Source organism: Paraburkholderia bannensis, assembly GCF_014200455.1.
In the GTDB taxonomy this organism is placed as follows: domain Bacteria; phylum Pseudomonadota; class Gammaproteobacteria; order Burkholderiales; family Burkholderiaceae; genus Paraburkholderia; species Paraburkholderia bannensis_A.
The window spans coordinates 25,710-40,869 of record NZ_JACHBW010000008.1; the positions used below are offsets into that span (position 1 = coordinate 25,710).

Here is a 15,160-nt window from a genome sequence, read left to right on the forward strand (position 1 = left end):
GCACATGTATCCGCTTCCCGTCGAACGCTGGAAACCGGCGAATCGCGTGCTCTACAAGATCTCGCTGCCCATTGCGCTCATTATCTGGCTGCTGCCGATGCTCGCCGTGCTCGTCACTTCGATCCGCTCAACCGACGAGTTGCAACAGGGCGATTACTGGGGGTGGCCGAAGCATTTTGCGCTTCTGGAGAACTACGGCGCGGCGCTCACGCAGACGCCCATGCTTCATTACTTCGCCAATAGCGTGCTGATTACGGTGCCTTCGGTGCTTGGCGCGATCGCGCTGGCCTCGATGGCGGGCTTCGCGCTCTCCACCTATCGCTTTCGCGGCAACACCGCCGTGCTGTTCGCCTTTGTCGCGGGCAACTTCGTGCCGATCCAGATCCTCATGATTCCGGTGCGCGATATGGCGCTGCGCGTGGGGCTCTACAACACGGTCTGGGCGCTCATCATTTTTCACGTCTCGTTTCAGACCGGATTTTGCACATTGTTTCTGCGCAATTTCATCAAGCAGTTGCCGTTCGAGCTGATCGAAGCGGCGCGCGTGGAAGGCGCAAGCGAATGGACCATCTACTGGCGCATCGTTATGCCGCTGGTGCGGCCCGCGCTCGCGGCGCTCGGCATTCTGGTCTTTACCTTTGTCTGGAACGACTACTTCTGGGCCCTGTGCCTCACGCAAGGCGACGATGCCGCGCCCATCACCGTAGGCGTGGCCGCCCTCAAGGGGCAGTGGACCACGGCGTGGAATCTGGTGGCGGCGGGCTCGGTGCTCGCGGCGCTGCCTTCCGTGCTGATGTTCTTCGCCATGCAGAAACACTTTGTCGCGGGACTGACCTTCGGCGCCAGCAAGGGCTGAGCTCCTGTCCGGCATTGCTGCGCCGAAGGTCCTTTTTCCTGTCCAACGCCTGATCACACTACTCGAACCGGGTTTTCACTCATGCAAATCGGTGTCTGCTACTACCCCGAACAATGGCCGCGCACGATGTGGGCCGACGACGCGCGCCGCATGGCCGAACTGGGCATCTCGCACGTGCGCATCGCTGAATTCGCCTGGAGCCGCATGGAGCCGCGCGCGGGAGAATACGACTGGACATGGCTCGACGACGCGATCGAAACGCTCGCCGCGCAAGGCCTGAAAATCGTGCTCGGCACGCCCACGGCTTCGCCGCCGAAATGGCTGGTCGAGCGCGATCCCGAGATGCTGCCGGTGCGCGCGGACGGCACGCGCTGGAATTATGGATCGCGCCGCCATTACGATATCGCCAGCGAAACGTATCGTAAGGAATGCATACGGATTACGAAGGCAATGGCGCAGCGCTATGGGCGCCATCCTGCGGTGGTCGCGTGGCAAACCGACAACGAACTCGGTTGTCACGATACCGTGCCCAGCTACTCGCCCGCTGCGCAACGGCGCTTCCAGGCCTGGCTGCAACAGCGCCATGGCAGCGTCGAATCGCTCAACACCGCGTGGGGCAACGTGTTCTGGAGCATGGAGTATCCGGCGTTCGAATCGATCGGCCTGCCGATGCTCACGCCCACCGACGCCAATCCCTCCCATCTGCTCGATTTTCGCCGCTACATGTCCGACGAAGTGGCGAGTTTCCATCGCGAGCAGGCCGACGTGCTGCGCCGTCACGCTCCGGGCGTCGACGTGCTGCACAACTTCATGGGCTTTTTCACTACCTTCGATCACTATCGCTTCGCGGCTGACAAGGCGATCGACGTCGCCACATGGGATAGCTATCCGATCGCCCGCACCGAAGTCATCGGCCTGCCCGAAGCGGACAAGGCGCGCTACGCACGCACGGCGCATCCCGATGTCTCGGCCTTCGATCATGACCGCTATCGCGCCATCGGTGGGGGGCGCTTCTGGGTCATGGAGCAGCAGGCGGGACCGGTGAACTGGGCGCCCTGGAATCCTGTTCCCGCGCCGGGCATGGTGCGCCTTTGGGCTTACGAGGCCTTTGCGCATGGTGCGGAACTGGTCTCGTACTTCCGTTGGCGACAGTGTCCTTATGCGCAGGAACAGATGCATTCGGGCCTGAATCTGCCGAACAACGAGCTATCGCCAGGCGGCAAGGAAGTGGCGCGCGCGGCGCAGGAAATCGCGCAGAGCGAGGTGCTGCGCACGCTGGCCGCGCCCGTGCGCGCGCCGGTAGCGCTGGTGTTCGACTACGAGACGCAATGGATGTTCGAGATCCAGCGTCACGGCGCGGGCTTCGACTATCAAACGCTGGCGTTCGAATACTACCGGGCCCTGCGCGAACAGGGACTGGATATCGATATCGTGTCGCGGCACGCGGATCTTTCGCACTATCGGCTGGTGGTCGTGCCGTCACTGGCCGTGATCGACGATGCATTCGTCGACCAGATCGAGCGCAGCGACGCGCAATGGGTATTCGGCCCGCGCAGCGGCTCCAGGACGGCCGATTTCGCGATTCCCGGCACGTTGCCGCCCGGCGCGCTGCAGCGCGTGCTGCCGCTGCAGGTGCTCGAAGTCGAATCGCTGCGGCCCACGCTTGCCCCGGCATTGAGCGTAGGTGACGTTCACGGCACGGCGCTGCATTGGCGCGAACACGTGCGCGCAAACCCGGGCGCACACGTGCATGCCGAATTCGCCGATGGATGGGCCGCGTTGCTCTCGCATGGGCGTGTGCATTACGTGGCTGCGTGGCTCACGCACGATCTGCATCGCACCGTGCTGTCCGATGCCGCGCGCGCAGCGGGCCTCACGCTGCAGAGCTTGCCCGAAGGCTTGCGCCTGGCCAGGCGCGGCGGCTTGACGTTCGCCTTCAATTTCGGTGAAGCGCGCGCGATCGCACCCGCACCCGCCAATGCGCAATTCGTGCTGGGCGAGGCGTCGCTGGGCACCGGTGACGTGTGCGCCTGGCGCGATCCGCAATAGAGCCTTCGACAAAACCGACCACAAGCGTTGCGGGCAGCACTCATGCGGCTCGCCGGAGACGATGGAGGAGCACAGATGAAAAGAAGAGAGATGCTGTCCTGGCTGGCCTGCACCGCGCTTGCATCCGGTGCGGCGCCCGGTTTTGCGGCTTCGGCATTGGCGAGCGACGCGCGCGGCAGTGGCGAGCGCCTGACACTGGGCGCGGATGTATCGACGCTGCTGGAACTGGAAGCGAACGGCGCGAAATTCTACGACCACGGTAAAGCCGACGATTGTCTGCGCATCTTCAAGCGGCATGGACTGGACGCCATCCGCATCAAGGTCTGGAATGACCCTGGCAATCCTGATTATTTTCCGGCCAATCAAAGCGTCGCGGCAGGCTACAACAATGCGAAACATGTACGCGTGCTCGCGCGCCGCGCCGCCGAGCTCGGGCTGCGCGTGCTGATCGACTTTCATTACAGCGACTGGTGGGCCGACCCCGGCAAGCAGTATCCGCCGCATGCCTGGGCGGGCAAGGATCTCGCGCAAACCTGCGAACTGCTCTCCGACTATACGACGGGCGTGCTGCGCACGCTGCGCGAAGAGGGTGTGCGCCCCGAATGGGTGCAGACCGGCAACGAAATCACGGGCGGCATGCTCTGGCCGCTCGGCAAATACGATCAGTGGGATAACCTTGCGACGCTGCTCAAGACCGCACATGATGCAGTGAAAACCGTCGATCCGCACATCAAACACATGCTGCATATCGATAGCGGCGGCGACAACGCCAAAAGCCGCTGGTGGTTCGACAGCGCCGTGCAGCGCGGCGTGGAATTCGATCTGATCGGGCTCTCGTATTACCCGCAGTGGCAAGGTTCGCTCGACGATCTGCAAAACAACGCCAACGATCTGTCCGCGCGCTATGGCAAGGACATCATCGTGGTGGAGACCGCCTATCCGTGGACCACGAGCGACGGCGACCCGGAACCCAACTCGATGACCAACACCGGCACGCTCAATTTCCCGCCCACGCCCGAAGGCCAGACGCAGTTCTTCGCCGCGCTCACGAACGTGGTGAAGAGCATCCCGAACGGGCGCGGCAAGGGCGTGTTCTGGTGGGAACCCGAATGGATCCCCACGCCCAACGTCGGCTGGAAAGTGGGCGCGGGCGACCAGTGGGACAACAACACCCTGTTTGACTTCCAGGGTCGCGCGTTGTCGTCGATCGACGTGTTCAGAAAGCGCTGAAGCTCGGCGCGTTAGCGCTTAAAAGCGATACGTCAGGGCGACCTGCGCCACCGGATACCAGTGGTAGCGGGTCACCTTGTCGCTGAACTTCTGTTCTTCGTCGAGGATGTTCTGATCCGTGACGAACGGGTCGTATACCGACGGCACGTTGTAGTCCACGCGCGGGCGGCCATACGCCACGCCCAGATCGAATGACACGCCCAGGCCCAGTGCGGGCTTCTTGTGACCATAGCCGATGCCGATATACGGCATCACGTGCGGCAGCGTTACCTTCGCGGACGGCGAGGGGCCGAGCGCCGGCACGCTCGTACCGCCGATGGTGTAGTTGCCTTGCGCGTTGGGCTGAAGCTTCGCACTCAGCGAATCGCCGTTGAAAAGTGCGCCAGCCGTCAGGCGGAACGCGCTAGACGCGAACGGAAACACGTCCAGATATGTACCGCCTTGCGCGAGGGTGAGACGCCCGTCATAACGGTTATCGTCCACGGTGACGGTGTGGCTCAGGCCGAAACCTTCGGCATCGGCATGCACGCCGAAATGCGGGCTCAAATTGAGCGCCCCGCCCAGGCCCGCGCCCAGCGTGCCGCCCGTGACATAGACTTCCTGCGCCTGGGCGTGCCCAACGGCCACGCTCGCCAGCAAGGCGCCCAGCGCCAGATAAATCGGATGACTAATTGATCTCACTGCTCTCTCCCTGAAATCAGGAAGCGCTCGCTATGGGCCTCCTGACGCCCATGACTTTACGTGGCGAGCAAAGAAGTCAATTGGGCGAGATGCAGTCATTTCGCATGGCAAATCGAAATCTTCGTGTAAACAAGATTCGACCCCTTCAGAGGAGGGGCCGATGGTCACTCGATTGCGAAGTCAGTGGAACGTGGCGCAGAGCCGGTCGATCGGCACGACGATCAGCACGCAGGACGAAAACGCCAGGCCAACAGTAAAGGCGACCGCCGCGGTCGCGCCGCACCATGCGATAAATCGGTCGGGATCGCGCTTGCCTGGCAGCCGCGTGGCGATCACGCGCCAGGCGCGGCCCGCCGCCACGGCAATGACCGCCGAGACCACCAGCGCGATCAATGACGCGCCAGCCACGATTCTTTCCACCTGGGGCCAGGTCAGCGTCCCGCTGCGCTGGAAATCGTCGCAGGCGTTGGAGATAAGCGTCACGCAAAGCGCGAGGTGCAGCAGCCAGATAAGCGGCACACCGGCCAGCCCGAGCCAGATCGCGGTGCGGCCGGTTTGGGGCAACGGGAGATCCTCTTCCATCCCGGAGTTTCCTTTTAGTCGGGTCGGTCCGTTTCGCCTGATGTTTTCGATCGGCGTATTGAAAGTCATAGCATCGATGCAGCAGATTGCATACCCGCACACGGGCCTGCGCACGCAGTCGTCGTTCGATCACCGTGGCGGTGCATAATGAACTCCCTGCCGATAGCAGTCGATGGCCTTCCGCCCAGGAGCCCGCCATGCAAGCGAGGAACGAGGAATTCGTCGCCCATCTGCTCTCCGATCTCGTGGACTTCGCGCGCGCGCGATTACCCGAATCGACCTTCCAGATCGTCGAGCCTTTCCTGCGTCACTATTACGATTTCGTCGATGCCGAGGACCTGCGCAGCCGCGCGATCGCCGACCTCTACGGCGCGGCCATGGCGCACTGGCAAACCGCCCAGCGCTTCGTGCCCGGCACCGAACGCATGCGGGTCTATAACCCGATCCTCGAACAGCACGGCTGGCATTCGGACCACACCGTCGTCGAGATCGTCAACGACGACATGCCGTTTCTGGTCGATTCCGTGTCGATGGCCGTCAACAAGCTCGGGCTCGCGCTGCATTCGGCGATGCACCCGGTCTTTCGCATCTGGCGCGGCCAGGACGGCGCGATTACCCGCGTTGACGTAGGCGGCGCGGGCACCGACGACGGGCAATCGCAACTGGCCTCGTTCATCCATTTCGAAATCGATCGATGTGGCGACGCAGCAAAGCTCGACGAACTGCGCCACGATATCGCCAGGGTGCTGGGCGATGTGCGCGCCTCGGTGGAGGATTGGCAAAAGATTGTCGAAGTTGCGCGCGAGACCATCAAGGCCATGAAAGCGCGAGAGAGGAGCGCGGAAGATATCGAATCGCGTGCCTTCCTCGAATGGATGGTGTCCGATCATTTCACCTTCCTCGGCCAGCGCGACTACGCACTGGTCGACCACGAAGGCGGCTTTGGCCTGCGCGGCGTGGAAGGATCGGGGCTCGGCATTCTGCGCGAATCCCGGCGCACGCCCGGCATTCCCGACGTTACGCCATTGCCGCCCGCCGCCAATGAAATCATCCTGGGCGCATGGCCCATTTTTCTGACCAAGGCGAATTCGCGCGCGACCGTGCATCGCCCGGGTTACCTCGACTATGTGGGCGTCAAACTCGTCGGGGCGGACGGGAGCGTGGTCGGCGAGCGCCGCTTCGTGGGGCTTTACACCTCGACCGTCTACATGGATTCGATCGCCGAGATCCCCATCGTGCGCCGCAAATGCGCGAATATCGTGCGGCGTGCGGGCTTTCTGCCCAAGGGCCATCTGGGCAAATCCCTCGTGACCGTGCTGGAAACCTGGCCACGCGACGAACTGTTCCAGGCCAGCGAAGACGAGCTTTACGATATCGCGCTCGGCGTTCTGCGTTTGCAGGAGCATCAGCGCACGCGCCTGTTCGTGCGGCGCGACCGCTTTGGCCGCTTCGTTTCCTGCCTTGTCTACGTGGCGCGCGATAAGTACAACACGGATTTGCGCCGCAAGATCGCCCACTTGTTGAGCGGGGCCTTCAACGGCGAATCGGTCGAATTCACGCCGCTGCTGTCCGAATCCACGCTCGCACGCATTCATTTCGTCGTGCATATCAAATCGGGTGAGATGCCCGAGGTCGACACGCGCGAACTGGAGGCGCGGCTCGTGCAGGTCACGCGCCGCTGGCAGGACGATCTCGCCGATGCGCTACTCGATGCGTTTGGCGAAGAGCAGGGCACACGCCTGTTGCACCGTTACGCCGATTCCTTTCCTGCTGGTTATCGCGATGACTATCCCGCCCGCACGGCAGTGCGCGATATCGAGTTGATCGAGCGCGTGCAGGGCACGCGGCGTATCGCCATGAATCTGTATCGGCCTATCGAGGCGGGGCCACGCGCATTCCGCTTCAAGGTCTATTGCGCGGGCGACGCCATCGCGCTGTCGCGCAGCCTGCCGATGCTGGAACATCTGGGCGTGCGCGTGGACGAAGAGCGGCCCTATGTGATTCAGGTGCCGGGCTGTGAACCGGCCTGGGTGCATGATTTCGGCCTCGAACTGGCCGACGACGCCGAATTCGATATCGAGCGTGTGAAAGACCTGTTCGAAGACGCGTTCGAAGCGGTCTGGACCGCACGCATCGAAAACGACGATTTCAACCGCCTCGTGTTGCGCGCGTATCTCGGTGCACGCGAGGTGACGATCCTGCGCGCCTACGCGAAGTATTTGCGCCAGGTCGGTTCGACCTTCAGCGACGCCTATATCGAACGCGCGCTCACCGGCAACCCGGCCATCGCGCGGCAACTGGTCGAACTGTTCCTGATCCGCTTCGATCCGCGCGCGGGCGACGGCACGGTGGTGACGGCCTCGCGTACGGCCCGCATGGAGCTTGCGCTCAAGGCCATCGAAGCCGCGCTCGACCAGGTGCCCAATCTCGACGAAGACCGCATCCTGCGTCAGTTTCTCGGCGTCATCAACGCCACGCAGCGCACCAATTATTTTCGCCGCGATGCCGATGGCGCGCCGCTGCCCGCACTTTCGTTCAAGTTCGATCCCTCGAAAGTGCCGGGCCTGCCCGAACCCAGGCCGATGTTCGAAATCTGGGTGTATTCGCCGCGGGTGGAAGGCGTGCACCTGCGCGGCGGACGCGTGGCGCGCGGCGGTCTGCGCTGGTCCGACCGGCGCGAGGACTTCCGCACCGAAGTGCTGGGCCTCATGAAAGCGCAGATGGTGAAGAACGTCGTGATCGTGCCGGTGGGATCGAAGGGCGGCTTCGTCGTGAAGAATCCGCCGCCCATCACGGATCGCGAGGCGTGGATGCGCGAAGGCATCGCATGCTATCAGACCTTTTTGCGCGGGCTGCTCGACCTCACGGACAATCTTGAAAGCAATGTGATCGTGCCGCCGCCCGATGTCGTGCGCCACGACCAGGACGACCCCTATCTGGTGGTCGCGGCAGACAAGGGCACGGCCACCTTCTCCGATTACGCGAACGCCATTTCGCAGGAGTATGGGTTCTGGCTCGACGATGCTTTCGCATCGGGCGGCTCGGTTGGCTACGACCACAAGAAAATGGCCATTACGGCGCGTGGCGCGTGGGAATCGGTCAAGCGCCACTTCCGCGAAATGGGCGTGGACACCCAGACGACCGATTTCACCGTGGCAGGCGTGGGCGATATGTCGGGCGATGTGTTTGGCAACGGCATGCTGCTTTCGCCGCATATCAAGCTGGTGGCCGCGTTCGATCACCGGCATATCTTCCTCGATCCGAATCCCGATACCGCCGTGAGTTTCGCGGAACGCAGCCGTCTGTTTGGGCTCGACCGTTCGAGCTGGGCCGATTACGATCCCGCAGCGATTTCGGCGGGGGGCGGCGTGTTCGCGCGCACGGTCAAGACGATTCCGCTTTCGCCGGCCGTGCAGGCCGTGCTCGGCATCGAGGCGGCGGCGCTCACGCCCAGCGAATTGATTCGCGCGATATTGCAGGCGCCCGTCGATCTGCTTTATAACGGCGGCATCGGCACTTATGTGAAAGCGGCGCACGAAACCAACGCGCAAGTGGGCGACCGCGCCAACGACGCCGTGCGCGTGAACGGCGCGGACCTGCGCTGCAAGGTGGTCGGCGAGGGCGGCAATCTGGGCGTCACGCAATATGGCCGTATCGAATTCGCACAGAAAGGCGGACGCATCAATACCGATGCCATTGATAATTCAGCAGGCGTCGATTGTTCGGATCACGAAGTTAACATCAAGATCCTGTTGGGCCTGGTAGTGGCCGATGGCGAAATGACCACGAAGCAGCGCAACACCCTGCTCGCCGAAATGACCGACGAAGTGGGCCTGCTGGTGCTGCGCGACAACTATTATCAGACTCAGGCGCTCTCGATCGCGGGCCGTTATAGCGCTGAATTGCTCGACGCTGAAACGCGCCTGATGCGCTGGCTCGAACGCGCGGGGCGCTTGAATCGCGTCATCGAATTCCTCCCCACCGATGAACAGGTAGCCGAACGTCAGGCGGCGAAGCTCGGCCTGACCTCTCCGGAGCGCGCCGTGCTGCTTGCCTACAGCAAGATGTGGCTCTACGACGCGCTGCTCGATTCGGACGTGCCCGAAGATCCGCTGGTCGCCGCGTTGTTGATCGACTATTTTCCGGTGCCGCTGCAGGCGCGGTTCAGCGCGCCGATGCAGCGCCACCCACTACGCCGCGAGATTCTCGCCACGCATCTGACCAACGCGCTGGTGAACCGCGTGGGCTGCGCCTTCGTGCACCGCCTGATGGAGGAAACCGACGCGCGCCCCGGCGAGATCGTGCGCGCGTGCATCATGGCGCGCGACGTGTTCGATCTCGACCAGATCTGGCGCGACATCGACGCACTCGACAACCGCGTGCCCGACGACGTGCAGGCCAGCATGTTCGTCGATGTGGCGCGGCTGCTCGAACGCGCGGCGCTCTGGTTCCTGCGTCATCTGCAGACCGGCGCAGCGGACAACGTGAGTGTCAATACGCTCATTGCACGCTGCCGCGATGCGGCGCAACAGCTCGCGCCGCAGTTGCCGACGCTGCTGCCGGCCGCCGATCTCGAAGCACTGGCGGCGCGTCAGGCGGCGTTGGTGAATGCGGGCGTGGAGAGCGCATTGGCGGTGCGGGTGGCGAGCGGCGAATTGTCGGTCGCGCTGCTCGATATCGCCGATGTTGCGGCGGCCTGCGCGCGTCCGCTCGAATGGGTGGCCGCGGTGTATTTCGCGCTGGGCACGCGCCTGAACTACGGCTGGATCAGCGAACGTGCCGCCGCATTACCGACGCCGACCCACTGGGACACCATGGCGCGCGCGGCCGCGCTTGCGGAGATCGGACGCCTCAAGCGCGCACTGACGATGAGCGTGCTGGCCGATGCCCCCGCGAGCGCGGACCCGCAGACGCTGGTGGACGAATGGTGCGGCCAGCACGAAGCGGCGCTGGAGCGCTACGCGCATCTGCTCACGGAACTGCGCGCCACCAGCGGCGTGAGTCTTTCGGTCCTGCTGGTGATCGTGCGGGCGATGGCGATGCTGGAAAGGCCTTGAAGCACGCAAGGGCATGGAAACGGGCTGGACTTGAGGCTGATCGTGGATCGACAATAGGCGATCCCGATCAGCGACGTCTCCCATGAAAATCATCCGCAGCAAAAGCTTTACCGCTGAACGCGCCTGGGGCGCGCTCGACATCGCCAATATGGGCGGCATCACCACTCGCCTGCACTGGACCGACCAGCCGTATAAATGGCATGTGAACGACGGCGAAGAAGTTTTCGCAGTGCTCGACGGACGGGTGGAGATGCGCTATCGCGAGGCTGACGTCGAACATTCGACCGTGCTCGAAACGGGCGATGTGTTCTTCGCCTCGGTGGGCGCCGAGCATGTTGCGCATCCGCTGGGCGAGGCGCGTATTCTCGTGATCGAGAGGGCCGGCAGCGTCTAGAACGCACGCCTTCGCCACGCGCGATCAGGGCGGCGCTTGAAAGGCTTGCACAATCTCGTCGATGGTCGCGCGAATGCGCGCGGTGCGGCGCAAATCCTCGTGTGTGACGAGCCACACTTCATACGGCGTTTCGCGTCTGCATGACGGCCACACGCGGATCAGACCGTCGCGCTCGCCCATGTTCGCGGGAATCTCGCCCAGCCCGATGCCGGCCTTGATGGCCGCGCGCACGCTCAGATTCGAGTCGAAACGGGCGACGATGCGTCCGCCGTGCAAGGGCTCGCCCGCGAGCGCCGGGACGCGCATGGCATCGATATAAGGCTGATAAACGACCAGATCGTGTCCAGAGAATGCTTTGCCTGGTCCAGGCTGCCCCATACGATCGAGGTAAGCCTGCGATGCAAAAAGCCCCATCTCCCAACTCGCAAGCTGTCGCGCGATAAGACCGGGATTGCGCGGGCGCACCGTCCTCACCGCAATATCCGCCGCGCGTTTGGCGAGGTTGAGTAATTGCGTCGAAGTGCTCAGATGCACGCTGACGTCCGGATGCTTCGCGTGCAGGTTCTCAATCGCGGGAATGACGAATTCGAGTGCCAGCGCGTCGGTGGTCGTCACCTTGACTTCGCCGGCGAGCCGCTTGTCGAGCCCCTGTGTTTGCCGCGTCAAATCATGAGCAGAACGCTCCATCGATTCTGCGGGGCGCAAGGCGAGTTGACCGGCGGGCGTGAGCACATACCCCTGCGAACTCCGCACAAACAATGCGGCAGACAAACTCTGTTCGAGCGTCGCTAGCCGCCGTCCCACGGTCGCCTGATCGAGGTTGAGCACGCGTGCGGCGGCGCGCAGAGTGCGTTCGCGATGGATCGCGAGGAAGATGCGGGCGTCGTCCCAGTTCATGAATACTCCGTGCAGTGCTGATGCAATTTTGCATCAGCAGGCGGGTAATTTGCTGCGTGGCCTGCGAGACCCTGAAAACTATACTCGTCTGCAGATCCGAGGCGTGCAGTCCAACGAAACCTTCCGGTTCCCCACGCACCTCGATCGAGCTTACGAGGATGAATCGATGTCGAATGCAGCACACAAGATTGCGCCGGTCATGTCGGCGGTCGAGATTACGCAGCCGGGCGGCCCGGAAGTGCTGGTGCCCACGGTGCGCGCGGTGCCGGCGCCGGGTCCTGGCGAGGTCCTGATCCGCATTCATGCCGCGGGCGTCAACGGCCCCGACGTGTTTCAGCGCAAAGGGCTGTATGATCCGCCGCCGGGCGCGTCCGATCTGCCGGGCCTTGAAATAGCGGGTGAAGTCGTCGCGCTGGGCGCGGGCGTCACGCGTTTCGTGTTGGGCGACCGCGTCTGCGCGCTGATTGCCGGCGGTGGCTACGCCGAATACGCCACGGCGCACGAATCGAATACGCTTTTCATTCCCGCTGGTTTGAGCCTCGTGGAAGCCGCCGCGATGCCGGAGACCTTCATGACAGTCTGGCTCAACGTGTTCCAGCGCGGCAAGTTCCTCAAAGGCGAAACCGTGCTGATCCACGGCGGTGCGTCAGGCATCGGCACGACCGCCACGATGTTCGCGAAGGCCTTGGGCGCGGGCCGCATCATCACAACGGTGGGTTCGCACGAGCAGCGCGCGGCGAGCCTAGCATTGGGCGCGGACCTCGCAATCGACTATCGTCACGCGGATTTCGTCGAGGAAACGCTGGCCTTCACGGACGGCAAGGGCGCCGATGTGATCGTGGATATCATTGCGGGCGACTATGTGGCGCGCAATTTCGCGGCGGCGGCGGTGAACGGGCGCATCGTGCAGATCGGCGTCATCAAGGGGCCGGCCACGCAGGTCGATCTGTTCCCGATGCTCACCAAGCGGCTCACGCATATCGGCTCGACCTTGCGCTCGCGCACGCATGAGGAAAAGGCGGACATCATTCACGAACTCGAAACGCACATCTGGCCGCATATCCGCAGCGGCAGCATAAAGCCGATGATTTATCGCCACTTCGCGCTGGAGCACGCACGCGATGCCCACACGCTGATGGATTCGGGCACGCACATCGGCAAGATCGTGCTGACGACCCGCGCCGCTTCGCAGTCGCCCCAGCAGTAAGCGTATAACGATCGCGCCCGCGTGCTGGACAGCGGCGGGCGCGATCACCTGCAAGATGCCGCGGCTATAGACCCACTTCCTTCAACAGCGCCGCCGCAGCCAGCTTGCCGAGATTGTGCGAGGCAAGCGGACTGTCGCCCGTGATGAGCTTGCGATCGGTATGGCAACGGCCATCGATGCCGCGGTTGAGCACCTTTACGCCGAGCTTTTCAAGGCTTTCGCCCACCAGCCAGGGCAGCAGTCCCGGCATATAGCCGATCTCCTGATTCGCGCCGGTATCGAGCGAATCCGGAAACACGCAGATTTCGTAGTCCTTGAACGGATAGTCGGCCGGATCTTCGTCCACGGCGGCGGCGAGCAGGCACGCGGGACCGTGGCAGAGCGTCACGATGTACTTGTCGTGATCCATCGCCCATTTGAGCACCTGCTTGACTTCCTTGCTGTGCGGAATACCCGCGAGCACGCCATGGCCGCCCGGCACGAACACCGCGATATACGGCGAGTCCTTGCCAAGGCTCTTTTCCAGCACGTCGGCGAGTTTCAGCGGCTGCTTGAGTTTGGGCAGGTACTTGCGATACGTGCCCAGCACGGCTTCGTCTTCGTTCGGCATCGCCCAGAGTTCGAGCTTGGCGGGATTGCCCGAAAGCGTGGCGATATCGACTTCGAAACCGGCCTGATCCATGTGATGAATCGGCAGCAGCATCTCAACCGGATGATTGCCGGTCGAGAAAAACTTGCCGTTGGTGGTGAGAACGTAGCGCTCGTCGGTGGCGATCATCAGAACTTTCCATTTGCCCTCTTTATAGGGGTTCGGATAAGTCGTGCCATCGAAATCAGTTTTCGACGCGGTGTACTGAGTGAGCGAATACGGCGAGGGAAAGAAGGCGTTGTGCTCGGCGTGATCGGGCGTGGGGGCGCGATCGGACGCCTGTTGGGCGGCAGTCATGAGATTTCCTTGCATGGGATGTTGAAGACAACAGCGGGCAGGGGAATTTGGCAAAGGCGGTGTGGCGCGAACCACAGAGAACATGGTAGGAAATCGCACGCCGCGCACAAAGCCCCCCGAACGGGTGGGCAAGGCTCGGCGCGCGGCGACGCGTTCAATCGTGCGCGACGCGCACAACCACCTTGCCGAAGTTGCGGCCCGCCAGCAGACCAAGAAACGCTTCGGGCGCGCGCTCCAGGCCGTCGACGATATCTTCCTGGAGCTTGACCTTGCCCCCGGCGATCCAGTTGCGCATGTCGCGCTGGAATGCATCGAATCCGCTCGCGTAATGGTCGCCGATGATGAAGCCCTGCAGACGAATACGCTTGAACAGCAACATCTGGAGGAAGCCGGGCAGCATGTCCGGCGTTGGCGGCGCACTGTCTGCGTTGTACTGCGAGATCAATCCGCACAGCGGAATGCGCGCGCCCGTGTTGAGCAACGGCTGCACGGCGTCGAATACTGCGCCGCCCACGTTCTCGAAGTAGACGTCGATGCCAGCAGGGCAGGCCTGCGCCAGTTGGGCGGCGAAGTCGGGCGCACGACGGTCCAGGCACACGTCGAAGCCCAGTGCCTGCGTGACATAGCGGCATTTGTCGGCGTCGCCTGCGATGCCCACCACGCGCGCGCCCTTGAGTCGGGCGATCTGTCCCACGACCGCACCAACGGCGCCGCTCGCGGAAGCGACCACCACGGTTTCACCGGGTTGCGGTTTGCCGATCTCCAGCAGGCCCCAATACGCCGTAAAGCCCGTCATACCCAGCACGCTCAATGCATGCGAAGGCTCGGCGATACCGTCGAGCGCGGTAAGCGACGCGCCGTGCGCCAGCGCGTAGTCCTGCCAGCCCGCCTGCGCGAGCACCAGATCGCCCGCCTTGAACTGCGCATGTTTCGAATCGACGACCCGGCTCACGGTTGCGCCCACCATGGGTTCGCCAAGCGCCACGGACGGTGCGTAGGAGGCCGTATGGTTCATGCGGGTGCGCATGTAGGGATCGAGCGAAAGCCACAGCGTGCGCAACAGCACTTCGCCATCGTCGGGAGACGGCACTGCGCTTTCATGCAAACGGAAATTCTCGTGCGTGGGCGCGCCCAGCGGACGCGAATGAAGAACTACACGTCGATTGACGGTCGGTGATTGCGACATCGGAAACATCCTCAATACGGGTTGCGACGCGAGGCGCGGGAGCGAGCAGGCATTGAGGCAATCGTGCAACCCGCA

At 63.2% G+C, this 15,160-nt stretch carries 11 protein-coding genes; 6 read left to right on the forward strand and 5 right to left on the reverse strand.

All coding sequences use genetic code 11. The features are described from left to right. Positions 1-4: 4 nt before the first annotated feature. From F4827_RS14470 to F4827_RS14480, 3 genes are all read left to right on the forward strand, one after another. Positions 5-856 (forward strand): carbohydrate ABC transporter permease, encoded by an 852-nt coding sequence (locus F4827_RS14470; protein ID WP_183724637.1) that lies wholly within the window; start codon positions 5-7, stop codon positions 854-856. Between the two features lie 81 nt (positions 857-937). Further along, positions 938-2,905 carry a beta-galactosidase gene (locus tag F4827_RS14475; protein WP_183724638.1) on the forward strand — a complete coding sequence of 656 codons (1,968 nt, stop codon included), beginning with the start codon at positions 938-940 and terminating at the stop codon, positions 2,903-2,905. Between the two features lie 75 nt (positions 2,906-2,980). Continuing rightward, complete coding sequence (locus F4827_RS14480) at positions 2,981-4,135, forward strand: arabinogalactan endo-1,4-beta-galactosidase (protein WP_183724639.1); 1,155 nt, start codon at positions 2,981-2,983, stop codon at positions 4,133-4,135. A gap of 18 nt (positions 4,136-4,153) precedes the next feature. On the opposite strand, the gene F4827_RS14485 is transcribed toward F4827_RS14480, so the two are convergent. Continuing rightward, the gene (locus F4827_RS14485) at positions 4,154-4,816 is read right to left on the reverse strand and encodes a hypothetical protein (protein ID WP_311673454.1); all 663 of its coding nucleotides are present in this window, start codon (positions 4,814-4,816) and stop codon (positions 4,154-4,156) included. Positions 4,817-4,996: 180 nt separating this feature from the next. Further along, a complete protein-coding gene (locus tag F4827_RS14490; protein ID WP_183724640.1) occupies positions 4,997-5,467 on the reverse strand; it encodes a hypothetical protein in 471 nt (156 codons plus the stop codon). A 128-nt stretch (positions 5,468-5,595) separates the two neighbouring features. On the opposite strand from F4827_RS14490, the gene F4827_RS14495 reads away from it, so the two are divergent. Further along, on the forward strand, positions 5,596-10,455 hold the full coding sequence (locus F4827_RS14495; RefSeq protein WP_183724641.1) for an NAD-glutamate dehydrogenase: 4,860 nt from the start codon (positions 5,596-5,598) through the stop codon (positions 10,453-10,455). Between the two features lie 82 nt (positions 10,456-10,537). Then, positions 10,538-10,849 carry a cupin domain-containing protein gene (locus tag F4827_RS14500; protein ID WP_183724642.1) on the forward strand — a complete coding sequence of 104 codons (312 nt, stop codon included), beginning with the start codon at positions 10,538-10,540 and terminating at the stop codon, positions 10,847-10,849. Positions 10,850-10,873: 24 nt separating this feature from the next. On the opposite strand, the gene F4827_RS14505 is transcribed toward F4827_RS14500, so the two are convergent. Continuing rightward, positions 10,874-11,746 (reverse strand): LysR family transcriptional regulator, encoded by an 873-nt coding sequence (locus F4827_RS14505; protein WP_183724643.1) that lies wholly within the window; start codon positions 11,744-11,746, stop codon positions 10,874-10,876. Between the two features lie 199 nt (positions 11,747-11,945). On the opposite strand from F4827_RS14505, the gene F4827_RS14510 reads away from it, so the two are divergent. After that, the gene (locus F4827_RS14510; RefSeq protein WP_183724908.1) at positions 11,946-12,953 is read left to right on the forward strand and encodes an NAD(P)H-quinone oxidoreductase; all 1,008 of its coding nucleotides are present in this window, start codon (positions 11,946-11,948) and stop codon (positions 12,951-12,953) included. A 64-nt stretch (positions 12,954-13,017) separates the two neighbouring features. Here F4827_RS14510 and hchA read toward each other — a convergent pair whose 3' ends face one another. Both hchA and F4827_RS14520 read right to left on the reverse strand, forming a co-directional pair. Continuing rightward, complete coding sequence (hchA, locus tag F4827_RS14515) at positions 13,018-13,899, reverse strand: glyoxalase III HchA (protein ID WP_183724644.1); 882 nt, start codon at positions 13,897-13,899, stop codon at positions 13,018-13,020. A gap of 154 nt (positions 13,900-14,053) precedes the next feature. Continuing rightward, positions 14,054-15,085: an NADP-dependent oxidoreductase gene (locus F4827_RS14520; RefSeq protein ID WP_183724645.1), complete on the reverse strand. Its 1,032-nt coding sequence runs from the start codon at positions 15,083-15,085 to the stop codon at positions 14,054-14,056. Positions 15,086-15,160: the final 75 nt, after the last annotated feature.

Coding starts and splice junctions, on each gene's coding strand:
- F4827_RS14505 (WP_183724643.1), bottom strand. CDS start 11,746: ATGAACTGGGACGACGCCCGCATCTTCCTCGCGATCCATCGCGAACGC.
- F4827_RS14495 (WP_183724641.1), top strand. CDS start 5,596: ATGCAAGCGAGGAACGAGGAATTCGTCGCCCATCTGCTCTCCGATCTC.
- F4827_RS14520 (WP_183724645.1), bottom strand. CDS start 15,085: ATGTCGCAATCACCGACCGTCAATCGACGTGTAGTTCTTCATTCGCGT.
- F4827_RS14500 (WP_183724642.1), top strand. CDS start 10,538: ATGAAAATCATCCGCAGCAAAAGCTTTACCGCTGAACGCGCCTGGGGC.
- F4827_RS14490 (WP_183724640.1), bottom strand. CDS start 5,467: ATGACTTTCAATACGCCGATCGAAAACATCAGGCGAAACGGACCGACC.
- F4827_RS14475 (WP_183724638.1), top strand. CDS start 938: ATGCAAATCGGTGTCTGCTACTACCCCGAACAATGGCCGCGCACGATG.
- hchA (WP_183724644.1), bottom strand. CDS start 13,899: ATGACTGCCGCCCAACAGGCGTCCGATCGCGCCCCCACGCCCGATCAC.
- F4827_RS14480 (WP_183724639.1), top strand. CDS start 2,981: ATGAAAAGAAGAGAGATGCTGTCCTGGCTGGCCTGCACCGCGCTTGCA.
- F4827_RS14470 (WP_183724637.1), top strand. CDS start 5: ATGTATCCGCTTCCCGTCGAACGCTGGAAACCGGCGAATCGCGTGCTC.
- F4827_RS14510 (WP_183724908.1), top strand. CDS start 11,946: ATGTCGGCGGTCGAGATTACGCAGCCGGGCGGCCCGGAAGTGCTGGTG.